Below are 25,170 nucleotides of genomic sequence, written 5' to 3' on the forward strand. Positions count from 1 at the left end.
AAGTAAAATAAGTATAAAAGAAAGGGCGGTCAGTTGGACACTAGGCAAATGGCCAATAGAATTTGTATTTCTACACACAACGTTCCCCTTGAGGACAGGATGGAATTATGGCGTCAGATCACTTATCCTTTGTATGAGTCAACTCCTGCACCCAGAAAAAACTTTTTAGGGGGCTCCGTAGAGATACTTTCTCTTGGAGAGGTTTCACTGGTATATTCTACATTTAGCCAACATCGTGGTGTACGCCTAGTAAATAAAAATAATCTACCTAGGTTTGAAAATTTATGGATTCATATGCCGCTAGGTCACAATGTTTATGTAAATGAAAGAGGAAAAAAAATAAAAGTATGCGATAGAGAAATATATATATCTGACACGACACAATGTATGGAGGCGTATTCCGGTAACGGTGCCACGTTATCCGTTGTTCTAGATAGAAATATTCTTGAAAAAGAATGTGGAAGAACGGGTCTACACGGTATGCACCTTAAAAATAATAATCCCCTCGTCATTCTACTTACAAGTATTATGACTGAATATCACAAGCTGTCTCCGGTTTTAAATGAGCGAGATGCGTTTATATCTGGAAACTTTCTACTGGACATGATCGTTTGTGCGATCGGCGGAGCATGCAATTTTGATTATTCGCCGCCAGCTACATTCATTAAGGATCAGATAAAGCTTTATATTCTTGAGAATATACACAATCCGTCTTTGCGGGTAGAACATTTTCTGGACAAATTCCAGCTCTCAAGATCAGCCCTCTATAGGATGTTTGAAAAAGAAAGCGGAATTGCCCGCTATATAAAACAGCAACGTCTTGAATTGGCACTTAAGCAAATACTGACAGATGGGAACGGCCAAAAGACTTCGATTAAGGCAATTGCTTACAAATACGGCTTCCCGTCACCGGAGAGTTTCACATACGCATTCCGAGTTCAGTTTGGATGTAGCCCACGAGATGTTATGAATAAAAGATTCGACATAATTCATACTCTTGACACAGCTGGAAGTATCATGGGGTACTATTCCGATCTTAAACTCCTGCTCCCGAAATGTTGAAGTGTATTCTTTTGCTTTTCAGCCCCTGATCGGCTGACAGGAGGCTGGAAGCTGCCGCGACCAATGCCCCGTTGCTTCGGGAACCCGCACAAAAACTACCACCTCAACTAACGAGCAAGCCAAGTAGGCGGCAGATTATGATGATAGTGTTACATTGTCGGGCAAGGATCAAGCTTTCAACGAGCGTAACAATTCCAAAAAACCGTTCTTCAGCGCGGTAGCATCTTCATCTGACCGTAGCGCTATCTCGTTCATCAACCCATTGAGCAATATAGCGAGAACATCGGCACCAGCGGAAAATCGGATCGCATCGACTTCAACTGCTTGTACCACACCAGTTCGCAGAAGATCGAAGGAAAGATCGCGATCAAGCATTTCCCATCGTTTGCGCCCGAGCACGCTAGGTGCATCGACAACGAGAATACGCCGGTTCTCCGGCTGTCCCATATAGTCGATCCAGGCAACCGCCCCCTTCTCCAGCATCTCCACGGGGTCGGTCAGCGCCTCGGTGGCAGCCGTCACAGCTTCGGCTGCTTCTCCGGCAAGATCACGGCATACAGCTTCAAAGAGGTCGGCTTTATCGCGAAAGTGGTGATAGAGCGCTCCGCGTTTCACACCAGCTGCTGCAATAATCGCTTCCGTTCCGGTTTGTGCATACCCATCGCGGGCGAACAGTTCGCGTGCGACCTGAACCAATCGTCCCTTGGTCCGAGCTGTGCGCAGTTCATTTTTGGACATGACAGCGTCCTTCAAAAACAATTGACAGACAAACTGTCTGTTTCTATAACTTTAAAACAGATAGTCTGTTTGTTTCTTATTGACAAGGAAATTCGTTATGCAGTTTTCGGACCGCTATCCGATCATCGTCACCAACAAGAAAAACGCAGCGCGTGACTTCTGGATCAGACATTTCGGCTTTGAAGCGATTTTTGATAGTACCTGGTTCTGTCTTCTAACCGCCGAAGGGAACACTGCTTCAATCGCTTTCATGACACCCGACCATCCTTCCGCGCCCCCTGGTCCCGAAACCTTTGGCGGAACTGGCCTCTGTTTTGAGATGGAAGTCGCGGACGCAAAAGTGGCCTATGATGAGCTGATCGCAAAAGGATTACTGGTAACCTACCCTCTCACCGATGAGCCATTCGGTCAGCGCCGTTTTGGCTTTACAGATCCTTCGGGTCTCTGGGTCGATATTGTCGAGCAGATTGCTCCGCAAGCAGGCTTCTGGGACAAATATATGATATGAGCAAAAGGTACTCGACCAGCCATACAAGAAAACACTTCACTGACTCAGATCGGCCCACCTCATCTTTCTAAAGAACTTCGCCGCCGTCGATAATCAGCGCGAGACCTGTAACGAAAGCTGACTGTGGCGAAGCAAGGTATACAATTCCCGCTGCGATTTCGTCGGGTGATGCCCAGCGTCCCATTGGTATTGTTTCGGAAACGTAATTTTCAAGCGCTGCCCGTCCTCCCATCTGCTGTTCGAAACCGGCGTTGAAAGGCGTATCGACAAATCCCGGACAAAGCGCGTTGAACCGGATATTCTCCCGCGCATAGTCAGCCGCCATCTGCCGTACCATTGCCACGGCTGCATGCTTGGTGGTGGCATAGGAAATCATGCCGCGATCATATTGGCATCCGGAATTGGAGGCAGTAATAATCACCGATCCCCCACCCTGCGCCCGCATTGGCACGAGTGCTGCCTGCGCCACCACAAAATGCGAACGCACATTCATCGCCCACGCCAGATCCATCTGGGTAGGCGTCACATCCTCCAGTTTGCCTGCAATCTGGATGCCGACATGCGAATGCACAACATCAAGTCGTCCATAACGAGCGGCAACGCCGGAAACGGTTTCTGTGATGGCGGCATCATCACGGGCATCGAGCGCTGCGCTCTCCGCCTGCCCTCCGGCCTCTCTGATCGCTTGCGCAGTCGCTTCCGCAAGTTCTGCGCGAAGATCCGTGACCACAAGGGTAGCGCCTTCTGCCGCCATGGCGATGGCACCTGCGCGACCGATACCCGATCCGGCGCCAGTAACAAGAGCAACCCGGCCCTCAAGACAAGATTTCATGATTTTTTCCCTAGAATGATCGCGGAGAACAGGAGGAAGGCAGGCGCTTGAAATGCTTTTGGCATCTAATGACCTGCCGGTTTCCCGCGCCGGAGAATGATTTGTGCGAAGACAAGCAGCAGCAGAGAGAACACCATTACCATCGTGCCGATGGCATTGATCTCCGGCGTCACTCCGCGACGGATTGACGAAAAGATGTAGATCGGAAGGGTCGTTTCTGGCCCGGCAACGAAGAAAGCAATGATGAAATCATCGAAACTGAAGGTGAAACTCAGAAGAAAACCAGCCATTATCGCAGGCGTCAGCATTGGCAGGGTCACTTGCCGAAAGGTACCGATTGGCCCTGCACCAAGATCGAACGAAGCTTCCAGCAATGAACGATCCATGCCGTCGATACGGGCGCGCACCAGAATGATGACGAGGGACATGGTGAACAGCACATGCGCCGCTATGAGCGAGCCATATCCCAAAGAGAGCTTCAAACCCGTCACCGCCTGAAGCCGGGGATTGACGGTGTTGAATACGGTTACCAGCGCGATAAGCGTTGCAATGCCGATGACAATGCCTGGGATCATCACTGCAATATAGATGAGCGCGTCGAAGAGAACCCGCAATTTTCCTTTCAGGCCTGTCAATGCAATGGCAGCCATCGTGCCAAGCAGGCACGACAGGAACGCCGAAGTCAGCGCCACTGATGCCGAAGTCTTGAGAGCATCGATAACGAACGGATTGTCGAGCGCCTTGGAATACCATTGCGTCGAGAAACCCTGAAGCTGGCTCGCCGACCTGCCTGCGGAAAAGCTGAACAGCGCGATAATCCCGATGGGAAGATAGAGGAACAGGTAAATTGCAAAAGCATAGATGCGCATGGCTTCCTCACATCAAACTGACATCGTCGCGCGCTGTCCCCATCAGGCGCAGGAAACGCATGTAAAGAGAGACGACAAGCAACATGATCGCGACCAGCGTTATCGATACGGCGGAGCCGAACGCCCAGTTACGCGACTGCAGGAAAAGGTCGACCAGCGCATTTCCGACGAAGAAAACGTTACCTCCACCGAGCATCTGCGGGATGAGATATTCACCCATGAGCAGAATGAAGACGAGCATCGAGCCGGTTGCGACGCCGGGGAGCGACAAAGGCAGGGTGATTTGCAGGAAGCGCCGCCAGGGTGGAGTTCCAAGATCGTCTGCCGCTTCCAACAGCCGCCGGTCGAGCTTTTCGAGGCTCACATAGATCGGGAAGAACATCAGCGGCAGATAACCGTAGACGATGCCCACCAGAACGGCGAAAGGCGTATTGATCAGGCGGAACTCACCGAGCCCGAATGCCGAAAGCAATTGGGGGATGCCTCGGCCGCCGAGAAGAAATATCCACGCATAGGAGCGGATCAGGATCGAGGTCCAGAATGGCACAATCACCAATACCAGCAGCAATGTTCGCCACTGCTTGCCAACCCGCAAGGCAAGATAATAGGCCAGCGGGTAAGCGATCAGCAGCGCCGCGACGGTGCCGATGGGCGCCAGCGTCAATGTGTTGCGGAATGCGGCCCAGCGACTTCCCAGATTGGCGTATTGCGCAAGGGTGAAAGCCGGCTCGTAACCGCCAGCTGCCCCGCGCTCCCCGAAGGAATAGACGAGGACGACCGCCAGCGGCAGTACAAGGAGCGCCGCGTACCACAGGCCCGCCGGCCCCAGCAGGAGCCAGCGCATTTTTCGCTGAGACAGTGCCATTGTGTCCGTCCGTTATGCCGATTTGAAGCGAGCAATAAGTTCCGCCCGGTTTGGATCAGTCAATGTGACCGCCGCCCCGAACTCCAGCGTCGACAGAAGTTCCGCCGCCGGATGAAGGATAGGATCATTGCGCATTTCTTCCGGCACCAGAGCTTCAACGCGCGCGTCAGGCACCGGATAACCATGGAAAAGTTCCTCGCGCGCATTGACCGAAGGGTCGAGCAGGAAGTTCAGCAAGGCGTAAGCGCCTTCACGATTGGGCGCGCTGGTCGGAATGGTATAGAAATCGGACCAGATTTCGCCGCCTTCCTTTCCGAGCGTGTAATGGATTTCCGGCAGATCGCGATTCATCTGTTTCGCATCTCCGGTCCAGCACATCGTCAGCCAGGCATCGCCGTTGCGCATGGAGGGCTGATAGTCGGAGGTGATGGCAAAGAGATGCGGCTTCACCTCGATCAGCAGTTTCTCTGCATCGGCCAGTTCCTTCGGATCGACGGAATTGAACGAGTAGCCGTAATATTTCAGGGCATTTCCGATAGCGGTCAGCTGATAGTCGTGGATAATTGTGCGACCTGAAAAGTCGGTTTTGGTCCGGTCGAAAAAATCCTTCCAACTGGTGAAAGGTGTCTTCGCCTTGTTGCTGTCCCAGGCCATACCCGTTGTGCCCCATAGTTTTGGGATACCGTAGAGTTTGCCGTCGACAGTGCCGGGCGTTGCGAAACGCGCCTCAAAGGATTCGGCGTTGTAGTTGGGTATTTTTGTCAGATCGAGTGGCTCGATCATCTTGCTGTCGGCATAGGTACTGATAGCGTAGTTCGTAGCGACCACAATATCCCAGCCCGCTCCACCGGCCTGCAGCTTGGCGAACATTTCCTCGTTTGAACCGAAGACATTCACCTGCACCGCTGCGCCGGTCGCTTTCTGGAATGCCGCCAAATTGTCCGGGTCCTGATAATTCGGCCATGTCGCGATCGAAACCCGATCACCGATGTCGCCTGCCCAGGAGCGTGTTGGCAAAAATCCCGGTATTGCGCCGGCCAAGACCGCCGTTGCGGCACCCAATCCGGTCACGCCCAGAAAATGGCGGCGTGTAACCGAACCTTTCTGGTAACGGCGCAGTTCTTCCATGAAGGTCTGCCGGGAAACCGGCTTGTCGTTCTTCGTCATTTCATCCCTCCCGTTTATTGTCAGCAGATCGAATTTGGCATTTGAGGCTTGTCCTCAAGACTGTTGGCCAGACGCCAAACTCGCAAAACTCATTCGTCACGCTCAAGGATCAGGCCTGTTCCACGATCCCAGACAAGATGCGCAGTCGAGCCCACTTCGACACCCGGCAAAGCTCTTTCCGCCTGCCTCGGAACCAGAACCTGCAACTGGCCCATAACCGGGTGTGTCAGTAGGAACTCGATGTGCTCGCCGAGGAAAATCTTGTTGGCAACCTGTACTTCAATCGTCTGCATCCCTTCTGTCGGGGAGATAGTCAGGCGCAGCGCTTCAGGTCGGATCATAACGTCGACAGTATCACCGGGTGTCACCGCAAAAGCTGTCTCAACCACAACCTTGTGGCCCGAAGCCAGGCTCACCGCTACATCGTCACCGTCGGTATGTTCGACCTTCCCGGTGAGAATGTTGGCGCGTCCGACGAAATTGGCAACATAGCGATTGGCGGGACGGTCATAGAGTTCACGCGGCGTCCCTATCTGAGCGATACGACCATGCCCCATGATGCAGATGCGGTCGGACATCGACAACGCTTCCTGCTGATCATGGGTAACGAGAACGAAAGTGATGCCCAGCTTACGCTGGAGAGACAAAAGCTCGAGCTGCATCTCGGTCCGGAGCTTGGCGTCGAGTGCTGCCATAGGTTCGTCGAGCAGCAGTATCTTGGGCTCGTTTACGATCGCGCGAGCCAGTGCCACACGCTGTTGCTGGCCACCCGACATCTCCCAGATCCGTCGTCCGCCGAAATCGGCAAGGCGAACGGTTTCCAAGGCTTTTGCGACCCGAAGCTCGATTTCGGACTTAGCCAATCTCGGGCGACACTGCCTTAATCCATAAGCCACATTCTGGGCGACGGTCATGTGCGGAAAAAGAGCGTAGCTTTGAAATACCATATTGACGGGGCGTTTGTAGGCAGGTGTCGTCCCCACCTCTGACCCGTCGATCAATATTTCGCCCTCACTTGGCTGCTCGAATCCGGCGAGCATCCTCAGTGCGGTCGTCTTGCCGCAGCCCGATGGTCCGAGAAAGGAAAGAAACTCCCCTCGCCGGATTTTCAGGTTGAGCTGACTGGCCGCAAGTACGGCACCGTAGCGTTTCGTGGTGCCGACAAATTCCGCAACAGTGTCGCTGCTTCGACCGGCAGAAGCCTCGGTAGCGTATACCATCAAAATATATTCCCCTAGAGAGCTTTGCCTAAAGTGGCATATCCCTTATTTTGGAAAAAACATATAAAATTAGTCGATACCTGTATATATCACAAAAGGTATAGAGACGGAGATTCCGAATGAACTGGGCGCAGGCATCTGCACGGGTCATCGATGCGTTACACCAGCCACATTTTCCGGCAACGCTGATTGAGGCGATCCGCAACGTAGTGCCTTTCGAGCACACGGTGACCTTTGCCTATTGTGGCAACCGGCGTCCCATCGCCCTGCATTCAGAATTCCCTGTATGGAAACACAAGGTCATGGTCGAGGACTATCAGGAGGGGCCTTATCTCCTCGATCCATTTTACCTGCAATCGTCCCAGTCCGGTGATCCCCGCCTCGTGCGACTGCGGGATATGGCACCCGACCGTTTCTATCAGGGAGAATATTTCCGTAACTACTATGTCCAGACGGAACTGGCCGAAGAGATCGGGTTCATGCTCAATATTGAGCCCAATGTCGGTATCGTCATTTCCGCCATGCGAACCTCGAAACCATTTTCCGCACATGAATTTCGCAAGCTTGGGGAACTGGTTCCATTCATCGGTGCGGTAGGACGGCACAATTGGGCAGATTTGCCGAAGCAGTTCACCCAAACCCCTCAGCCACCGGAAACAGACAATCTTTCAAAGATTATCCAGCATGCATTTTGCGATCTGGGGCGCCAGATTTTAACCGCCCGTGAGGTAGAGGTAACAGAGTATATTTTGAAGGGCTATTCAGCCGAAGCGACCGCACGTGCCTTAGGCATATCATGCGGAACCGTGCGGATCCATCGACGCAACATATACGGTAAGCTTCATATCAATTCACAAGGAGAGTTATTCTCGCGATTTATTAATGCGATGACTGAACCCAACAACTAATGCGGTGGATTGAAGTTCCTTTTGATTTGCATGGCATCTGCATTCATTCGCCCGATAAAACGTCCTTTGCTGACTTTAAAGCCTGCATCAAAAAGCAGCATGCGTGTGCGAAAATGGTGATTTTTCGAGTACCGGAGCGTAATGTACTTAACACCATGAGCATCGGAACGCAGGAAATTGCCATTTGCAGCCACAGATGGCAACTTTTGTGCATTCAGCGAATACGCCGTAACAGCCTCTCGCGATAGGTGTCTACAATCACGGCGAGGATGATTACCGTACCGATAATGATCGGTTTGTAATTATCGCCTATGCCAAGCAATTGCAGGCCGGTCGCGAGCACCTGTAGGATACAGGCACCAGCCAGCGTGCCGACGATCGACCCCTTGCCGCCGAAAAGACTGGTACCGCCGATGATGACGGCTGCGATTGCATTGAGTTCGTAACCGACGCCCGCAATCGGGCTCCCGATATTCAGGCGCAGGAGATAGACAATTGCAGCGATACCCGCAGTGACGCCAGAAATGACAAACGCGGCGATTTTGTATGCGTCGGGATTGTGTCCCGACAGGCGGACAGCCTCGTCATTGGCACCAACCGCATAGATCATGCGACCGAAGACGGTAAAGCGTAAAACGAACCAGCCAACTGCGATCACAGCCACTGCGATGAGGAAAATCGATGGCAGGAAGCCGCCGACGATCAGATTTCCAAAATCGACAAAGCCCTGCGGAAGACCGGTAATGGTGGAATTGTTCGACACCACCCGCGCCGCCCCAGCGGCGATATTCAACATGCCCAGCGTCACGATAAACGAAGGGATTTTCCAATAAGTCGATACCTTGCCATTGATGAACCCGCAAAGCCCGCCAACGGCGATGCACGCCAGTACGGCCAGCGGGATTGACAAGGCGGGCTCCAGACCGGACGTCATGACAAGTGCGCCGACGACCGTACATAAAGCGAGAACCGAGCCAACCGAAAGGTCTATGCCGGCGGTCAGGATGACAAAGGTCATGCCGGCCGCAAGGACCGTATTGATAGCGATCTGAACGAAAATCTTCAGCGCATTGCCCGACGTTGCGAAATAGGGCGCTGTGACAGAAAATACCAATGTAATCAGGATCAGTGCCAGAAAGACACCGGCATCACGCAGCAGGAAGCGCTTCAGCTTTTGGCGGTCCACAGCTTCGGGCTGTTGGGTAGATGAGAAAGTGGGCTCTGTCATGCGTTAACATGCTCCTGATAAGCGAGCGAAAGAATACGTTCCTGGTCGAATTGCGACCGGTCCAATTCCCCCACCAGTTTGCCGTTGGAGAAAACAATAATGCGGTGACACATGCCGATCAGCTCGGGCAGATCCGAGGAAATCATGATGATTGCCTTCTGGTTGGCGGCCAGCATCCACAGAAGTTGATAAATCTCTCGCCTGGCGCCAACATCGACCCCACGTGTCGGTTCATCAAGTATCAGTGTGGACGACCCGCGAAACAGCCATTTTGCCAGAACCACCTTTTGCTGATTACCGCCGGAGAGGTTACGCACCGGCGTGTCGACAGACGCCGTCTTGACCCGCAACCGCTCAATCAGCTCGGCTACCGCACTTTTCTCCACACTGCCGTCCAGCAGACCGCCATGCGAGATTTTTTTCAAATCGGTAATCGTGGCGTTGACATAAACAGGCATGTCAAGCAGCAGTCCCTGGCTCTTGCGATCTTCGGTCAGAAAACCAAGACCGTTGCGCACCGCATCGCGCGGATCACGGATATTCACCGGCCTGCCGTCAACATCGATTTCTCCAGCCGATCTAGGATCGGCACCGAAAATTGCGCGCATCACTTCGGTACGGCCTGACCCGACCAGACCGGCCACCCCCAGAATCTCTCCATGGCGTACCGAAAACGAAACAGGCGGAGCCCCACTGTTACGCTTCACATCCCTCACCGCCAAGGCGACGGCACCGGGCTTGATATCGGCATTGAAGCTGTACTCATCGGCGATATCGCGGCCAATCATCATGCGCACCAGATGAGGCACGCTCAACCCCTGTAGATCGCGCGTCTCGATCAGACGACCATTACGCAACACCGTCACGCGGTCGCCAATCTCGAAGACCTCGTGCAGACGGTGAGAGATGTAGATAATCGTGACGCCTTTCCCCTTCAGGCGCTTGATGATCGCAAACAGCCGCTCGATTTCCGGCGGCGTCAATGTCGCCGTCGGCTCGTCCAGTACAAGCAGTTTGCTGTCATAACCAAGCGCCTTGGCGATCTCGACCAACTGCATTTGCGCAACGCCCAGCTCCGAAACCGGCATACGTGGATCGACAACCAGCCCCACCTCTGCCAACAATTCCTCAGCACGCCGGTTCAGCATGGCTCGATCCAGGATGCCAAAGCGCCTCGGCAAGCTCTCCAGCATCAGGTTTTCGGCAATGGAAAGATGTGACAGCAGGTTGAGTTCCTGATGTACGATACGAATACCCTGAACCTGTGCATCATGCGGAGTCTTTGGTTTATAGGGTTGGCCGTTCAGAAAGATCTCGCCTGTATCGGGCTGATAAATGCCAGCAAGAAGCTTGATGAGGGTTGATTTACCCGCGCCATTTTCACCCAGGACGATATGCGTCTCGCCGCGCTGTAGCTCAAGCGTGATACCGTTTAGTGCAACCACTCCCGGAAAGATCTTACCGACATTCTCCAATCTTAAAATGGCATCGGCTGACTGCATATCGGTTCCTGTCTGCCGGATTAGGGGAGCGGCGATTGGATCGATGATCGCCGCCCCATCATTGGCAATGTCCTAGAGATCCTGGGCAGTGATCAGCTTGATATCCGTCTTGACCCAACCGGAGAACTTCTCGCCTGCCAGTTCCTTGAGACCGTAATCGATGCCCATGGCTGCCATCTGCGCACCGAACTGGGCAACCGTTGCCAGCATCTTGCCATCCTTGATCAAAGGCTGGACAGCGGGAATGTTGTCGAAGCCCACCACCTTGATCTGACCCGACTTTCCAGCGGCATCCAGCGCCTTCACGACGCCGAGCGCCATGGAGTCATTGGCTGCCATCACACCTTGAATGTCCTGATATTGAGTCAGGAAATTGGTCATAAGCGTGTTGGCTTCTTCCGTCTCCCAATGTGCCGTCTTGGAATCAAGCAGCGTTAAACCGCCCTCGGCCACGGCATCGTCAAAACCCTTCTTGCGCTCCTTGGCATTATCGGCTTCCGGATTGCCTTCAAGGATAACCACCTTTGCGCCCTTGCCCAAATCCTTGGCAAGCGCCAGGCCGGCGAGCTTTGCGCCCTCGCGATTGTCGGGACCGAAAAAGGCAAGATCGACTCCGGCCTGCTTTTTCGCTTCCTCATCGAGCGCCACGTCAATGTTAATGACCTTGATGCCTGCCTCCAGAGCCTTTTTAACCGGGGTCACCATGGCCTTGGAATCTGCTGGAGCAAGCACGATCACATTGAACTGCTGCGTAATGAAATTTTCGACCGCATCGACCTGAGCGGCGAAATCCCGCTCATCCTTCATGCCAACAGCTGCGAAAGAAAACTTGTCGGTATTTTTGGCGGCGTAATCCTCTGCGCCGGCCTGCATCTGTTTGAAGAACTCGTTTGCGAGCGACTTCATGACCAAACCGACTTTAGGTTTATCCGCTGCAAAGGATGGCAGGGACGGTAGCAGCAGAGTGCCTGCACCAAGTGCGCTTGAGCTTATAAACTGGCGTCGTGAAATTGAAACTCGACCCAGTCCTGTAATAATTGAACTTTTAGTCATGAATTCCTCCCCTCACTTCAGTAAAAATCTGCCGTGTTACAGCAGCGTAGTGCTGTCGATAGAAAACTGTCAAGACGGCAAAATAGAGGGAGACGTTCACGGTTTCCGACCTGCATGACGGAAACCGTATGAATTGAACCGGATCATGATCGGACGGAGTTGGAGCTCCGTTACCTGTTCTTGTGGGCGCTCAGGCAAGTCTTCCATAACTGGCCAGTACTTCGCGCAGTCGGTCATGATCGATGGCCCGAACGCGCAGTCGGTCATAGGAAGTCCCGCCCATATCTTCAGCAGCCAGCATCGCATTTACCACGGCCTCTTCCACACTGTCGACCGCAGCGAGATAGAATGGATCAAGCGGTTCGTCATTGACCACTTCCATCTGGAGAAAGGGCGCGGAGCGATGCTGCATCGGGCGCTGATTGGCTGTCGAGAAGGCGAGGAAAATATCGCCTGAATTATTGCCGCCCGGCGTGCCGTTGCGACCGATACCCAGCGCGGCGCGGCGCGCCAGCCGCTGCAACTGGTGCGGCATCAATGGCAAGTCGGTTGCCAGCACGACGATGATCGAACCTCGCTCCTGCAACTGGCTTTGCGGCGTGCCATCGCGCATATGCTGACCGACCGGAACGCCCGCAATGGTCAGCCAATCGCGCTGGCCATGATTGGCCTGCACCAGCGCGCCAATGGTGAAGCTGCGACCGCCGAACTCCACGACGCGCGATGCCGTGCCTGTACCACCCTTGAAACCATAGGTGATCATGCCTGTGCCGCCGCCGCAATTGCCTTCCTGCACCGGACCGGACGCAATGCTGTCGAGCGCCTTGCGCACATCGGTCTCCGTCACTGGAAAACCGTTGATGTCGTTCAATGCGCCGTCATAAGTTTCGGCAATGACCGGCATGATCCAGAGAAAATCATCGGTCTGGTAGGTCGAGGCATAACGGTCCACCATCCAGCGTGTGGTAGCGTGATGAGCCATCCCAATGCCATGCGTATTGGTGATGACGACGGGGCCGAGGAAATAGCCGCCATCCGCGATCCAGTGGGTGCCGGTCATTTCGCCATTGCCGTTGAAGCGATGCACACCGGCATAGACCGGAACCGGCGTTTCCGATTGCATATGCGGCAGAATGGCGGTCACGCCGCTGCGCACCGGACGTCTGCGGCCCAGGCGAGGTTCATTCTCGATTATCGTCTGGAAACCAACGCCGACGCCGCCGACATCGGTGATCGCATTATGCGGCCCGGTGCGTCCGGTGAAAGGAATGCCGAGGTCACGGCCACGCGGTTTTCGAATAGGTGTCTGTGAAGTCATATTATTTCTGCCGGGAACGAAGATAGAGGCCGAGCGAAGCCACGACGAAAGAGAAAGTCAGCATCATGACGGCGATCGCATTGATTTCTGGTTTGATGCCGCGACGCAGCATGGCGAAGATGAACATCGGCAGGGTCGTAACATCAACGCCTGCGATAAAATAGGTGATCACGAGGTCATCCATTGAAATGATGAAGGCAAGCAGTGCCCCACCGAGAATGCCGGGCATGAGCTGAGGCATGACGACCTTGCGGAACGTCGTCCATTCATTGGCGCCGAGATCTGCCGACGCATGTTCCAGCGTGCGGTCCATCCCAGCCAGCCGGGCCGAAACCACAATGAAGACATAAGAGATCAGAAACGTGCATTGCCCGATAATGATCGTCGTCAGCTCCAGATGAATACCGGCATTGACGAAGAAGATCAGCAGTGCAATGCCCAGCACGATGTCCGGCATCAACATCGGCATGAAAAGCGTCACCTGATAGAAGCGCTTTCCCAAAAAATTGTAGCGATGCATGGCCAGCGCCAGCGCGGTGCCGAGAACGGTCGAGATCAGCGTTGTTGAAATCGCAATTTTCAGGCTATTGAACACGGCCGCCACAAGCTGATCGGTCGATTCAATATAAAGCGCACTTTCGGAAACTCCTGTCTTGAAGCCTAGCACCTGCGCATACCAGTCGGTGGTAAAGCCACTCCACACCATCATGTTCACCGGATTGGCGTTGAACGAATAGACGACGATCAGCGCAAGCGGGATATAGATGAAAGCGAAGAACAAGGCGACGTAAAGCAGCAATCCGCCATTGAAGAGAGAACGGGCGATTTTCATAAATATCCTCCCTTACCGCGACAGTGCTTCTGCAGCATTACGCCGGTTGGTTAAAAGCACATAGAACAAGAGCAGCACCAGCATGACGGCCATCACCATCATGGCGAGCGCCGACCCGAACGGCCAGTTGCGCGCCGACAGGAACTGCCCTTCGATGAGGTTGCCCAGCATCATCACCTTGGCGCCGCCAAGCACGGCAGGCACAACGAAATTTCCAAGTGACGGAATGAAGACAATCACCGAGCCTGCGGCAATGCCCGGCGCGGTCAGCGGCAGGACAATTCGGAAGAATGTCCGCACCGGGCCGGCACCCAGATCGAGCGACGCCTGCACAAGACGCCAGTCCAGCTTTTCAATGCTGGCATAAACCGGCATGAACATGAACGGCAGGAACACATAGACCATCCCCAGCACGATGGCGCCATCCGTATAAATCATGTCGAGTGGGCGTGAAATGATGCCAAGCGACATCAGCGTTTCATTGATGAGGCCTGTGGGGCGCAGAATCATCACCCAGACGAACAACCGCACGATCAGGCTGGCGAAGAACGGCAGGGTAATGAGGAAAATACAGAAATTCTTCCATCGGTCAGGAAGCCTGCTGATGTAGAAAGCCGCAGGATAAGCGACCAACAAGGCGGCGATAACCGTCACAACCGCAATCCGTACTGAGCGAAGAAAAATTGACAGATAGACTGGGTCGTATTCCTCAAATGCCGGGTCGGCAAAGCCCAGAATGCGCCCGAAATTATGCGGGTAGAACTCCCATTCGACGCCGCCGTAAAGGCCGGGCGCGAGAAAGCTCGTCACCACCATAATTCCGAGTGGAATGGCGAAGAAGACGATCAGAAAAAGTGTCGCCGGTCCAAGAAGCACCGTCAGTTGCGTGCGCCGCAGAGCAGCAAGATTCATCACTCGCCCTCCCCAGCACGCAGAAGGTGGACCGTAGCCGGATCGTAATACCAGCGCGCGGCCTGCCCAGGCTGTAGATCATTGACGGAGTTTCGGTCCACCGCGGGAATCTGCGCTATAAGCTTGCGCCCGGAAGCGAGACGCCCAAGCAGTTCGAAGGACGAACCGACAAATACAATCTGGTCGAGCGTGACATCAAGCGCGCCATGTCTTTCATTGCGCGCGACAAGCGAGAAATTTTCCGGCCTCAGAAGTGCGGTGCCCCTGCCTTTGGCTTTGCTGTCACCGTCGTAATGCAGCACCGTTCCATCCTCCAGCACGAAGCGGTCTGCGTCGGCTTGTCCTTCCAGCAGATTGCTGGCTCCAACGAAATTGGCAACGAAGGCATTGACCGGACGGTCATACACCACATGCGGCGTGTCCAATTGCTGGATACACCCATTGGAAAGCACCGCCACGCGATCCGACATCGTCAGTGCTTCCTGCTGGTCGTGCGTGACGAAGATGAAGGTAATGCCCAATTCGTGCTGCAAGGTCTTCAACTCGAACTGCATCGCCTCGCGCAGGTTCTTGTCGAGCGCGGATAACGGCTCATCCAGCAGCAGAACTTTTGGGCGCGCCACAATGGCCCGGGCCAAAGCAACGCGCTGCTGCTGGCCGCCGGAGAGCTGTCGCGGCAGGCGAGCTTCCATACCGCCAAGCCCCACCATCTGCAAAACAGCCCTGACACGCTCCGTTCGCTCGGCCTTGCCGACACCCGCAACTTCCAAAGCATATCCGGCGTTCTGCCCTACACTCATATGCGGAAACAGCGCATAGTTCTGAAAGACCGTATTGACCGGGCGGCGATAAGGCGGACGGTCCGTCATGTCGACGCCGTCGATTTCAATCCGCCCGCTATCCAACGCAGCAAATCCGCTGATTGCCTGGAGCAAAGTCGTTTTTCCGCAACCCGAAGGGCCCAACAATGTGATGAATTCATTACGACCGATATCCAGATCGATACCGTCCAGTGCTTTGACCTCGCCGCCCTCCGGACTGGCAAAGGTCTTCGCGGCTGAAACCAGCCGCACAATCGCATCCCGCATTTTTCGTTCCCCGAAATGTTATTGAATTAACTCTTGCGTGATTTGGTTATGTTGATACCATATTCGAGTACAAGTCAACGCCTCGAAGGTCCATCCTTTCCATCACCGGCGACGAGCGGGGAAGACTGCAGCCTTTGAGAAAAATGTGACAAACGACAAGGGGAACTACAATGACAACCTTCAAGGGTGCCGTTCAGCGCCTTGGGATGATTGCGCTTACGGTTATGGGCATATCTGCTAGCAAAAGCTTCGCGGATGAGTTGAACATCTATAACTGGGGCGAATATATCAATCCCGCCGTTCTTCAAAAATTTGAGGAAGAGACCAAGATCAAGGTCAACCTTTCCACCTATTCCTCCAATGAAGAGATGCTCGCCAAGATTCAGGGCGGCGCAAGCGGTTACGATATCGTGTTTCCGTCCGTACATATGCACGACATCATGGCCAAACTCGATCTGCTGGCGAAAACCGATATCAATAGCTATGAAGGCTTCAAGAATATCGATCCGACGTTCCTTCGTGCCAAAAGCGATCCGAAGGGCGAATATTGCCTGCCTTACGCCTTCGGAACTGTCGGCATTCTCTATAACCGGCGCGTGCTCGGCAAGGACGTAACTGGCTGGAAAGACCTGCTGGCAACAGTCAAGGAAAAGGGACTCAAGATCACGCTTCTTGACGATATGCGCGAAGTGCTGAGCGTGGGCCTCATCCTCAATGACAACTCCGTGAATTCGACTGACCCCGCGCAACTGCAGCAGGCCGCCGATACCGTGATCGCAATGAAGCCATATGTGGCAGCCTTCACTTACGATTCCCGACCAATGGTTGGTGCAGGCGACGTCGCTGCCGCGCATTACTTCATCGGCAGTATGATCGACGTCTTTGGCAATCCCAAGGATCTCGGCTATGTGATCCCGGAGGAAGGCGGCACGATGTATCAGGAAGATATGTGCGTCCTCAAAACGGCCCCGAACAAGGACAATGCCGTCAAGTTCATGCAATTCTACACGCGACCTGAAATCGCCGCGCTCAATGTTGCCCAACAGACCAATGGCACCCCCAACGTGCCCGCTCGCCAGCTGACGCCCGATAACATCAAGAACAGCACGGAAATCAATCCGGCCGACGAAACGATGAAACGGCTGCAGATATTCGAGGATCTGGGCTCCGGTGTCCGCCAGCTTGACCGGGTATGGACAAAGGTAAAAACAGCACAATAAGCTATTGCGCGCCTCCAGTCGCCATTGCTGCGACTGGAGCCTGCGAGAGGAGTAAGGTTTGGCTAAAGATATTCTCGTACGTCTCCAAAGCGCCGAGTTACGTAAATCCAAGGCCGACAAGCTGATCGCCAGCTATATCGAGCGCAATCTCGCCGACCTTCCGTTTGAGACGGCAAAATCCATTGCCGAACGGCTTGGCATTTCTCAGATGACGGTGGGCCGTTACCTGCGGCGGCTGGGCTTCGACGGGCTGGAAGAAATGAAAACGGCGCTCAGGCGCGGTCGTTCCAATCCGGCATGGCAGGTCAAGGGGCCGGTCGCCCGGCTTCAGCAGGATTTTCGCGAAGGCAAATTGCTCGCTGGTCTGGTGCAGCAGCAGATCGAGAACCTGGGCACCGTCTACGAATTGACCACCCGCCCGGAATGGCAGCAGACCATCGACGTCCTGATCGATGCGCGCGAAGTCTATGTCGCCGCCTATCAGAATGTGCGCGGCATCGCGCAATATTTTGCGTCGCAGCTTTCCTATTCGCGCCCCGGCGTCTCCTTCATGGACGGCCTGAACGGTACCTATGCAGAACTTCTGGATGGGTCCGTTGAAAACCGTGTGCTGTTTCTGCACGATGTGCGCCGCTTTGCCTCCAAGGCGCGCCCTCTGGCGGTTGAAGCGCGCCGTGTCGGCGTGAAAGTAATCCTGTTAACCGACGAATTCTGCCCTTGGGCAACCGAGGTAGCCGATATTGCGCTGATTGTGCCCGGTTCTCACGGCCCACTTTGGGACGGCGCCGCAACGATGACTGCCATCATGGATCTTATGCTTTCTCACATCATCATACAGCTGGGTAATCAAGTAGATGAGAGGGTGCAGAGCCTGACTCGCCTCCAAGATATTTTCAGCGATTTCGAGAGCTAGTGAAGTGCTGTCTTCAAGGGCTGATCACGCAATTAATAAATCCACGGAGCCCGCAAAGGTCAGTTTTAAAGCCGCTTGTTCAACTTAAGGCAATACGAAGAGACAATAACAAGGAATACTCCAGTTAAGAGAAATACATATCTCACGTCGAAATGAGATAAAACAATCGCAAAAACTGCCGACGGAGCGATCTGAGCCATATCTCGATAAGTATTATATAGAGGAACCATTTTTACTCTTTGATGAGGGCGGGCAGCACGCAGAAAAGGCGCATTTCCTCCACTATCGACAGAACTTATTGCAAACGCTCCACCGATCAACAGAACCACGGACAGAAATGGATTCACTTTCCCAAGCAATCCAGCGAATATCGTTGTGAGACCGCACATCAGGTATCCGTAGAAAAAGGTGAGCCGCAGCCCGAATTTGCGCGAAAATATCTGCCAGAATGGAGCGAGTATCAGCGCTCCCGTGCCTAACGCAATGACAAGACCGGCAGAGGCGGAACTGTAGCCCGCCTTCACGGCGAAGACAGGTGTATAGACCGAATAAACCTGCCACCATGATGATCTGCTAACGGCTAGAAACCAAGCCAGAACCAGTCTTGGCTGCGAAGTAAAAAGAACCAGATCCTTATAGCTCGACATGGGAAGCTTTATGGTGGATTGAATTTTCGCGGCCGACGGTATCAATATCCTGAGCAAGAAAGGGACCGATACGGCACAGGCGCCACTGAGAAGGATGGGCACCCACAGAGCATCGACATGGATTGCCCAACCGCACAGCAACGGCCCTATTAAATATGTGAAGCCGGAAAAAAGTACTCTGCGAGATTCAAAGAATGATAAATCGCGACGTGGTATAATCTGGGTTGTATAAATATTGATAACGCTTTCAAAAAGCGTGAACATCAGAAACTGGAAAAGCAACCCAGGGAGCAGAAACCAGATATTGTTGGCAAAAAAGGAACCAGCCGATATCAAGCCGAATACCGCTGCGAGGATTAGTGATCGCCATAACCCGATATTGGAAATAAGCTTTGGGAGGAAAAGGCTGAAGGCCAGACATATCAAACTCGCTGAAAGATAGAGCGTGCTGATATAACTAACTTGCCCAAGGAATTTCAGCGCAAGAATAGGAATTGCGGCCACGATCGCTGTTCGTGCCAACACCATAACGGCATAGAGAAAGGACAGGCTCCACTGTGGCGAACAGGAAGCGGTTTGACTGGTTATGGAACGCCTCCGCACCCGGAAATTGTGGATCGGGTGCTGGCTCGTCCGTATTTCGAACAGCTTGATCCGCACCGCGACCCTACTTCGGCTCACTGAACACCATTCACGGCATCCCCGAGTAGCGGTTCAGTTAGCCAGCAAACGTCGTCAAGTTGGCTCGCTCATCAAACGGTCACGCAACAAGGCCATATCGTTGCAGACCCGTTCGAGTTCCTTAGCTTCAAACCCTTCCGCATGCTGAAATTTTTCTTCTTCCAGCATGCTTGCGAGCTTGCCGCAGTAGCGCACCGTTCCATCTTCAACGACAAGTCCATTTGCTGTTTCAAAGCTCGCATTCCAAGCAATCGCTTCTTCACGCGTGATGGATTCGGGCAAATCGAGAACAAGCTTGCCCTTTTCCAGACAGACCGGATAACCACCAGGCAAGCCATCCGGACCCGGCGCATGTCCCCGCCAAGAGGTTCCGGCTGCCAGAGCCAGAATAAGGGTCACACCGGACGCGCCTGAAATCTCAATTGCAGGTTCCGGCGTCAACTGGCACTGTTTGAAAGTATCAAATACATCGTCCAGCTGTTGCCCGCCCACATAAACGAGTGGTGCAACAGCCCCTGCCCGCTCCTCTGGTGGCTTACGCCATGCCGCGAGGCATTGATAATGGGCAATAACGCGCAGCGGATCGGAGTTCGCATGCTCATAGGCACCGTCAAACACATTTGAAAGGATCGCCACGTTGCCGGTGCCGCATAACACATCATTGCCCATGGCCTTTATTATGCCATTGACGACATCCGGGAAGGAGCAGTTAATTAGCACAGGTGGATTCTGACGGCGTGAAATTGCCGCTGCCATGCGCGAGGTAATCAGCGACTGAAATACTGCAGTAGCGCTCAACCCGCCTTCGGCAACCAATTGAGTCCAGCGATTACCTGTATCGGATATCACAGTTGAGGTCTGAATTGATGCAGCTTGCACCACGATGCGCGGGTTGCATTCTTCGAGCAGGCGGTCGCTGGTGCCATCTGCCACCATATCAACTTCAATGGTTGAAAACCGTGCTGGCGTCGAGAACATCGCGGCACGTGCGTTGCCAGCAGTTTTCAGCCAGTTGAGCCGCATCTTGTTTCGGCCAGCAATCACAACATTCACCGGTGTTTTTGCAGTGGATGCGATATCCAGAGCTATTCGCCCCGCAAACATGCCCGTGCCAGTGATTAGAACATCGCAGCTCATATTGCCTTCCCTTTCGCCATTTGTGGTGCCTCCCACCGATTTTCAGGATTTACGTCCAGAAGATGTTTCTGAATTCTCTGGCTTGGTGTTCTTGGAAAACGCTCGACGAAAGAAATGAATCTTGGTCGCTGGTAGGGAGCCAGGCGGCTCGAGAGCCAAGTCCAGATCGCAAAAGGATCCGGCGTGGCGCCCGCTATTGGCTCGATAAACAGGTGAATGTCGTATTCGCCGATTTCCGCGTCGACCCCCACCAGGGCGGATTCTTCTATGTCCGGGTGACGATTAGCGACGCTTTCAACTTCAAAAGCGGAAACATTCTCGCCTTTGCAGCGAATTGAGTCCCCTGTGCGCCCGTGGAAATAAAGATGGCCGCTCTCATCCCAAGAGCCAAGATCACCGGTATGGAACCCATCAGGTTTCACGGCTCTGCCCGTGGCTTCGGCATTACGGTAGTAGCCCTCAGTGATGGCGCCGGGGAGTGTGGTCGAAACCACAATTTCGCCCTTACCTTCGCCAGGCCCCAGAACCTTGCCGTTCTCACCAATCAGCCGGACATCGAAATACGGCAATGGTCGCCCCACAGATCCGACAATGTTTTCGTCATTATAGGTAGTCAGCGAAGAACATTCGGTCATGCCATAACATTCGCGGATCTGAACGCCGAACCGTTCCTCAAATGCTCGCCAAACGGAAGGCGCACAGCCGCCACCCCATGCAACGCGCGCATTGTGATTCCGGTCGTAGGAACTTTCAGGCTGCTTGAGCAGAATCTGGATAATGCCGCCCAAGTGATGAATGTGGGTGCAACCGGTTTCGCTAACCTGTTTCCAGAACTGCGAGCCGCTGAAACGTTCGACCATCGTCAGGGTTATGTCGTGGAACAGCGGAAGAAGGATCACCTGGGCGCCGCCGATATGATAGAATGGCTCCCACATGAAAAATTTGTCGCCCGGCTTCATATCCGTGCAAAGCGCAACAGAGTGGCAAGCGAGCTCCAGCATCATATGGGTGACCATTACGCCCTTCGCAGGCCCGGTGGTGCCGGACGTGAACATGATGGCAGCCAGATCCTGCGGTCCCGGCAGATCAATAATAGCAGGAGCGTCTCCCGTATATTCCGGGAAGGATGTATCCGTTACGATTTGGATTGTGGTGCCAGTCAGTTCTGCGCTTTGGCGCAAGGTGTCGGCGACGTTATCCTCGCAGAAGGCAAGTTTCGGCTCTGTGGTACGAAATACATTATCAAGCGCGCTCCCCACGAGTGCGGGATTGACCGGAACCCAGACCAATCCACGACGAAGAAGCGCAAAGACCAGAGCCAGCGAATAGGGGCTATTGGGTAACATGACGACGACACGGTCGCCCGACATTGTTCCTGCTCGCGCCAAGACGTGGCCGATAGATTCAGACGCCCGATAAAGGTCGCCAAAACTGCACAACTGGCCGTTCAATGTCGCGTAGGTATTTTGCGCACTGCTTTGCGCGCGGTCCAGAAACGACCGCACCAGTCCATGGATATGCATCTTGCATCCTTAGTATTCAAAGTCAGATAGGGAGGTTATCTTTGAATTATCTTTCGAGTTTGCGCGCCACGAGCAGGATTACCGTCACGATCAGAAGAACGATAACGGAGACCGCCGCAAGGGTTGGATTGAGCTGCAGGAACATGTCATCCCACATCTGCTTTGGAAGCGTCGTCTTCAATCCGCCCGATACGAAGATCGCAATTGTCAGTTCGTCCAGCGATGTGACAAAGGCAAACAGCGCAGCAGAGAGCAGACCGCCCCGCAACAAGGGAATGGTAATCAGCCACAAGACCTGGAGTTTGCCTGCGCCCATGGTTGCCGCCGCCTGGTTAAGACGCCAGTCATAGTTTTTCAGAACCGATCCGATCGTGATGAACGCATAAGGCAGGGCCAGAAGCGTATGGCCGATCACAAGCCCCGTATCGGTTGCAACAAGGCCGATCTGTGCCATCAAATAGAATAGACCCACTGCAATTACGATCCTTGGTACGATCATTGGCGCAAGCATGAGTCCAAAGATCACGCCATTGAGTCGTGACGAGCTGCGCGAAAGTGCAAGCGCTGCCAGCCCCCCGAGGACTGTAGCGAAGAAAGCGGTGGCAAATGCTACTCCGAAGGAACGCATCGTTGCGCTCATCCAGATTGCTGAATTGAAATATTGCTCAAACCAGCGCAGAGAGAATCCGGGGGGTGGGTAAGCAAGGTTTCTGCCCGAGGTAAAGCTGAGCGGAATGACAATTAGCCCGGGCAACATCAAAAAGGCGATGAGTAGCACGACATATAGTGTTCTGACCGGATTGCCGCTCTCACGCGGCGGAAAGAGGCGATCCAGCGGGCGGAAAATCCGCGAGATCATTGCCAGAATTCCATAGCCAAGTCTGCGTAGCGGGCTATCTGGCGACATCGCCTTCTTGCTTTGAACGCCGCTGCCCGATGAAAGTGACGAAAGGCCAAAAAGCTTATTGTAGATCGCAATAACCACCAGCGCCGCAACGACCAGCATTGTCGCCAGCACAGCGGCGAACGGCCAATTTACAATTTCCTGCACCTGCGTAATGATCGTCTGAGCAAGCATGGTTTGCTGACGTCCGCCAAGAAATGCCGGAACAATAAAGAAGCCGAGCGATGTGATGAAGGTCAACAGACCCGCGGCTACAACACCGGGCATGGAGAGTGGGAAATAGACCAGCCAGAAGCGATCAGACCGGCTGGCGCCCATAGTAGATGCAGCTAGCGTCAGCCGGTTATCGATGCCGGACATGACGGGAAGCATGGATAGAACCGCGAGAGGGATCATGGCGTGCACCATACCTATGAGCACGCCCATCTCGTTATACATGAGATTGGCAGGTCGTTCCGCAAGCCCGAAACCCAGTAGGATCGAGTTGAAGACACCGTTTTTGCCCAGCAGTATCATCCAAGCAAATGTTTTGACCAGATATGAGGTCCAGAAAGGCAGCAATACCAGCATCAGCATATTGCCACGCTTGCGATCTTCCAGCCCGGCCAACCACATCGCAATCGGATATCCGAACAGCACCGAGAAAATGGCAGTCAGTGCCGAGATTTCCAGGGTAATGCCCAGGATTCGCCAGTAAAGGAAGCTATCGCCGAGACGCGCATAATTTGCCAGCGAAAAGCCTCCTTGCGCCTCGTCCGTGAAACTGAGGCCGAGAAGGCGAAACATTGGAAGCAGAAAGAATACGGCAAGAAGCAGCAACGCTGGTGCTGCAAGCCATATGGCGTCTGGTCTCCAGGTCCGTACCGAATTTTTTGTCATGATACGATCCTTGCTACAGACCGGTCCCAGTGGAGATGAATTTTATCACCCATGGACGGCAGATCTTCTGCCAGCGGATCATGTCGAACGCTGAACTGGCTACCATCGGCAAGCTTGACCAGGAGCCGCACGTCGGAGCCTATATAGACCGTGTCTTCAAGAATTCCTTCCAAACTGTCCTGCTCGGAAGATCGTGGCTGGCCTACAAAAACCTGTTCGGGACGGATGACCAGTGCCAGTTGCTGGCTCTGCCTGTCACGCGCGGTAAACCGGCCCGCAAAGCGGCCAACAGGCGTCTCGATGTTGGCACTATTCGCATCGACGGCAATACGCCTGCCCCTGATAATATTCGACTGGCCGATAAAGGAAGCAGAAAAGACGGTCTCGGGATTGAGATAGATCTCGCGCGGCGGAGCAATCTGTTCGACTTGAGCATGGTTCATCACGCAGATACGGTCAGACATGACCAGCGCTTCTTCCTGGTCATGGGTCACGTAAATAACTGTCGTCCCGAATTCTTGGTGCAGGCGACGAATTTCAAGCTGCATATTTTCGCGTAGCGATTTGTCCAGTGCACCAAGAGGCTCGTCCATCAGGATAATCTTTGGACGATAAACAAAGCAGCGGGCCAATGCGACACGTTGCTGTTGACCACCGGAAAGTTCGCGCGGAAAGCGATGGCCAAAATCACCGAGTTGGACTTTGGCGAGCGTTTCAGAAACCTGCCGACTGATTTCCGACTGGCTCATGCTGCGCATTTTCAGCGGAAATGCGATGTTTTCGGAAACCGTCATATGAGGGAACAATGCATAGTGCTGAAATACCATGCCCATTCCGCGCGAATTGACAGGACGGTTTGTCCAGTCCTCGCCTTCGAAGAACATCTTGCCCGTCGTCGGTTCGACAAGACCGGAGATGATCTGAAGAAGGGTAGTTTTCCCCGATCCCGAAGGTCCAAGCAATGTAAGGAACTCGCCATCCATGATGGTGAGCTGTGTCGGCTTCAGTGCAGTGAAGTCGCCATATTTCTTGGAGATGCCATCAAGCAACAATTTCTCAGAGCGGGCGTCCTCAGTCATTACTACTCCGTAGTACAATACTTTCCCCGCAGCCGCGTCGGCGTGCGAGCTATATGTCGATATGGTCGGGAGAAGAGCGGTGAGC

General features: G+C 53.8%; 23 protein-coding genes. 5 read left to right on the forward strand and 18 right to left on the reverse strand.

What is annotated here, in order from left to right; all coding sequences use genetic code 11:
• Positions 1-48: 48 nt before the first annotated feature.
• Complete coding sequence (locus tag JNC70_RS20040; protein WP_104757299.1) at positions 49-1,062, forward strand: AraC family transcriptional regulator; 1,014 nt, start codon at positions 49-51, stop codon at positions 1,060-1,062.
• 168 nt (positions 1,063-1,230) lie between these two features.
• Here the strand turns inward: JNC70_RS20040 and JNC70_RS20045 are convergent, their stop codons facing one another.
• Complete coding sequence (locus tag JNC70_RS20045; protein WP_104757300.1) at positions 1,231-1,800, reverse strand: TetR/AcrR family transcriptional regulator; 570 nt, start codon at positions 1,798-1,800, stop codon at positions 1,231-1,233.
• A gap of 97 nt (positions 1,801-1,897) precedes the next feature.
• Here JNC70_RS20045 and JNC70_RS20050 point away from each other — a divergent pair, with 97 nt between their 5' ends.
• Positions 1,898-2,308: a VOC family protein gene (locus JNC70_RS20050; RefSeq protein ID WP_104757301.1), complete on the forward strand. Its 411-nt coding sequence runs from the start codon at positions 1,898-1,900 to the stop codon at positions 2,306-2,308.
• Positions 2,309-2,375: 67 nt separating this feature from the next.
• Here the strand turns inward: JNC70_RS20050 and JNC70_RS20055 are convergent, their stop codons facing one another.
• The 5 genes from JNC70_RS20055 to JNC70_RS20075 form a co-directional block, all read right to left on the reverse strand.
• Positions 2,376-3,140 (reverse strand): SDR family NAD(P)-dependent oxidoreductase, encoded by a 765-nt coding sequence (locus JNC70_RS20055; protein WP_104757302.1) that lies wholly within the window; start codon positions 3,138-3,140, stop codon positions 2,376-2,378.
• A 65-nt stretch (positions 3,141-3,205) separates the two neighbouring features.
• A complete protein-coding gene (locus tag JNC70_RS20060; protein WP_104757303.1) occupies positions 3,206-4,009 on the reverse strand; it encodes an ABC transporter permease in 804 nt (267 codons plus the stop codon).
• A gap of 7 nt (positions 4,010-4,016) precedes the next feature.
• A complete protein-coding gene (locus tag JNC70_RS20065) occupies positions 4,017-4,874 on the reverse strand; it encodes an ABC transporter permease (protein ID WP_061347509.1) in 858 nt (285 codons plus the stop codon).
• Positions 4,875-4,886: 12 nt separating this feature from the next.
• Positions 4,887-6,041 carry an ABC transporter substrate-binding protein gene (locus JNC70_RS20070; RefSeq protein WP_061347510.1) on the reverse strand — a complete coding sequence of 385 codons (1,155 nt, stop codon included), beginning with the start codon at positions 6,039-6,041 and terminating at the stop codon, positions 4,887-4,889.
• Between the two features lie 89 nt (positions 6,042-6,130).
• Complete coding sequence (locus tag JNC70_RS20075) at positions 6,131-7,261, reverse strand: ABC transporter ATP-binding protein (RefSeq protein WP_104757304.1); 1,131 nt, start codon at positions 7,259-7,261, stop codon at positions 6,131-6,133.
• A gap of 119 nt (positions 7,262-7,380) precedes the next feature.
• Between JNC70_RS20075 and JNC70_RS20080 the strand changes: the two genes are divergently transcribed.
• Positions 7,381-8,169 (forward strand): response regulator transcription factor, encoded by a 789-nt coding sequence (locus JNC70_RS20080; protein ID WP_104757305.1) that lies wholly within the window; start codon positions 7,381-7,383, stop codon positions 8,167-8,169.
• A 214-nt stretch (positions 8,170-8,383) separates the two neighbouring features.
• Here the strand turns inward: JNC70_RS20080 and JNC70_RS20085 are convergent, their stop codons facing one another.
• The 7 genes from JNC70_RS20085 to JNC70_RS20115 form a co-directional block, all read right to left on the reverse strand.
• A complete protein-coding gene (locus tag JNC70_RS20085; protein WP_104757306.1) occupies positions 8,384-9,397 on the reverse strand; it encodes an ABC transporter permease in 1,014 nt (337 codons plus the stop codon).
• Complete coding sequence (locus JNC70_RS20090; RefSeq protein ID WP_104757307.1) at positions 9,394-10,899, reverse strand: sugar ABC transporter ATP-binding protein; 1,506 nt, start codon at positions 10,897-10,899, stop codon at positions 9,394-9,396. The genes JNC70_RS20085 and JNC70_RS20090 overlap by 4 nt, the downstream gene beginning before the upstream one ends.
• A gap of 72 nt (positions 10,900-10,971) precedes the next feature.
• Entirely contained in the window at positions 10,972-11,952 is a 981-nt protein-coding gene (locus JNC70_RS20095; protein ID WP_245414816.1) for a sugar ABC transporter substrate-binding protein, read from the reverse strand.
• A 190-nt stretch (positions 11,953-12,142) separates the two neighbouring features.
• Positions 12,143-13,270, reverse strand: a complete 1,128-nt coding sequence (locus JNC70_RS20100) for a DmpA family aminopeptidase (protein ID WP_104757308.1) — start codon at positions 13,268-13,270, stop codon at positions 12,143-12,145.
• 1 nt (position 13,271) lies between these two features.
• Positions 13,272-14,102: an ABC transporter permease gene (locus tag JNC70_RS20105; RefSeq protein ID WP_104757309.1), complete on the reverse strand. Its 831-nt coding sequence runs from the start codon at positions 14,100-14,102 to the stop codon at positions 13,272-13,274.
• Between the two features lie 12 nt (positions 14,103-14,114).
• A complete protein-coding gene (locus JNC70_RS20110) occupies positions 14,115-15,014 on the reverse strand; it encodes an ABC transporter permease (protein ID WP_211694644.1) in 900 nt (299 codons plus the stop codon).
• Positions 15,014-16,102, reverse strand: a complete 1,089-nt coding sequence (locus JNC70_RS20115) for an ABC transporter ATP-binding protein (protein ID WP_104757311.1) — start codon at positions 16,100-16,102, stop codon at positions 15,014-15,016. The genes JNC70_RS20110 and JNC70_RS20115 overlap by 1 nt, the downstream gene beginning before the upstream one ends.
• A gap of 170 nt (positions 16,103-16,272) precedes the next feature.
• On the opposite strand from JNC70_RS20115, the gene JNC70_RS20120 reads away from it, so the two are divergent.
• Together JNC70_RS20120 and JNC70_RS20125 are read left to right on the forward strand one after the other, a co-directional pair.
• Complete coding sequence (locus JNC70_RS20120) at positions 16,273-17,322, forward strand: polyamine ABC transporter substrate-binding protein (protein ID WP_104757312.1); 1,050 nt, start codon at positions 16,273-16,275, stop codon at positions 17,320-17,322.
• 58 nt (positions 17,323-17,380) lie between these two features.
• Positions 17,381-18,235 carry a MurR/RpiR family transcriptional regulator gene (locus JNC70_RS20125; protein ID WP_104757313.1) on the forward strand — a complete coding sequence of 285 codons (855 nt, stop codon included), beginning with the start codon at positions 17,381-17,383 and terminating at the stop codon, positions 18,233-18,235.
• Positions 18,236-18,300: 65 nt separating this feature from the next.
• On the opposite strand, the gene JNC70_RS20130 is transcribed toward JNC70_RS20125, so the two are convergent.
• The 5 genes from JNC70_RS20130 to JNC70_RS20150 form a co-directional block, all read right to left on the reverse strand.
• Positions 18,301-19,542 (reverse strand): MFS transporter, encoded by a 1,242-nt coding sequence (locus JNC70_RS20130; RefSeq protein ID WP_146097138.1) that lies wholly within the window; start codon positions 19,540-19,542, stop codon positions 18,301-18,303.
• Between the two features lie 75 nt (positions 19,543-19,617).
• A complete protein-coding gene (locus JNC70_RS20135; protein ID WP_374788867.1) occupies positions 19,618-20,586 on the reverse strand; it encodes a hypothetical protein in 969 nt (322 codons plus the stop codon).
• A 110-nt stretch (positions 20,587-20,696) separates the two neighbouring features.
• On the reverse strand, positions 20,697-22,223 hold the full coding sequence (locus JNC70_RS20140) for a class I adenylate-forming enzyme family protein (RefSeq protein ID WP_104757316.1): 1,527 nt from the start codon (positions 22,221-22,223) through the stop codon (positions 20,697-20,699).
• 46 nt (positions 22,224-22,269) lie between these two features.
• Positions 22,270-24,006: an ABC transporter permease subunit gene (locus JNC70_RS20145; RefSeq protein WP_104757317.1), complete on the reverse strand. Its 1,737-nt coding sequence runs from the start codon at positions 24,004-24,006 to the stop codon at positions 22,270-22,272.
• Positions 24,003-25,085: an ABC transporter ATP-binding protein gene (locus tag JNC70_RS20150; RefSeq protein WP_104757318.1), complete on the reverse strand. Its 1,083-nt coding sequence runs from the start codon at positions 25,083-25,085 to the stop codon at positions 24,003-24,005. The genes JNC70_RS20145 and JNC70_RS20150 overlap by 4 nt, the downstream gene beginning before the upstream one ends.
• Between the last annotated feature and the right edge of the window lie 85 nt (positions 25,086-25,170).

The organism is Brucella oryzae (assembly GCF_041929965.1).
Lineage (GTDB): Bacteria > Pseudomonadota > Alphaproteobacteria > Rhizobiales > Rhizobiaceae > Brucella > Brucella oryzae.

Coding starts and splice junctions, on each gene's coding strand:
- JNC70_RS20060 (WP_104757303.1), bottom strand. CDS start 4,009: ATGCGCATCTATGCTTTTGCAATTTACCTGTTCCTCTATCTTCCCATC.
- JNC70_RS20070 (WP_061347510.1), bottom strand. CDS start 6,041: ATGACGAAGAACGACAAGCCGGTTTCCCGGCAGACCTTCATGGAAGAA.
- JNC70_RS20140 (WP_104757316.1), bottom strand. CDS start 22,223: ATGCATATCCATGGACTGGTGCGGTCGTTTCTGGACCGCGCGCAAAGC.
- JNC70_RS20150 (WP_104757318.1), bottom strand. CDS start 25,085: ATGACTGAGGACGCCCGCTCTGAGAAATTGTTGCTTGATGGCATCTCC.
- JNC70_RS20145 (WP_104757317.1), bottom strand. CDS start 24,006: ATGACAAAAAATTCGGTACGGACCTGGAGACCAGACGCCATATGGCTT.
- JNC70_RS20085 (WP_104757306.1), bottom strand. CDS start 9,397: ATGACAGAGCCCACTTTCTCATCTACCCAACAGCCCGAAGCTGTGGAC.
- JNC70_RS20050 (WP_104757301.1), top strand. CDS start 1,898: ATGCAGTTTTCGGACCGCTATCCGATCATCGTCACCAACAAGAAAAAC.
- JNC70_RS20090 (WP_104757307.1), bottom strand. CDS start 10,899: ATGCAGTCAGCCGATGCCATTTTAAGATTGGAGAATGTCGGTAAGATC.
- JNC70_RS20110 (WP_211694644.1), bottom strand. CDS start 15,014: ATGAATCTTGCTGCTCTGCGGCGCACGCAACTGACGGTGCTTCTTGGA.
- JNC70_RS20120 (WP_104757312.1), top strand. CDS start 16,273: ATGACAACCTTCAAGGGTGCCGTTCAGCGCCTTGGGATGATTGCGCTT.
- JNC70_RS20100 (WP_104757308.1), bottom strand. CDS start 13,270: ATGACTTCACAGACACCTATTCGAAAACCGCGTGGCCGTGACCTCGGC.
- JNC70_RS20115 (WP_104757311.1), bottom strand. CDS start 16,102: ATGCGGGATGCGATTGTGCGGCTGGTTTCAGCCGCGAAGACCTTTGCC.
- JNC70_RS20075 (WP_104757304.1), bottom strand. CDS start 7,261: ATGGTATACGCTACCGAGGCTTCTGCCGGTCGAAGCAGCGACACTGTT.
- JNC70_RS20055 (WP_104757302.1), bottom strand. CDS start 3,140: ATGAAATCTTGTCTTGAGGGCCGGGTTGCTCTTGTTACTGGCGCCGGA.
- JNC70_RS20095 (WP_245414816.1), bottom strand. CDS start 11,952: ATGACTAAAAGTTCAATTATTACAGGACTGGGTCGAGTTTCAATTTCA.
- JNC70_RS20045 (WP_104757300.1), bottom strand. CDS start 1,800: ATGTCCAAAAATGAACTGCGCACAGCTCGGACCAAGGGACGATTGGTT.
- JNC70_RS20105 (WP_104757309.1), bottom strand. CDS start 14,102: ATGAAAATCGCCCGTTCTCTCTTCAATGGCGGATTGCTGCTTTACGTC.
- JNC70_RS20080 (WP_104757305.1), top strand. CDS start 7,381: ATGAACTGGGCGCAGGCATCTGCACGGGTCATCGATGCGTTACACCAG.
- JNC70_RS20135 (WP_374788867.1), bottom strand. CDS start 20,586: ATGCGGCTCAACTGGCTGAAAACTGCTGGCAACGCACGTGCCGCGATG.
- JNC70_RS20040 (WP_104757299.1), top strand. CDS start 49: ATGGCCAATAGAATTTGTATTTCTACACACAACGTTCCCCTTGAGGAC.
- JNC70_RS20065 (WP_061347509.1), bottom strand. CDS start 4,874: ATGGCACTGTCTCAGCGAAAAATGCGCTGGCTCCTGCTGGGGCCGGCG.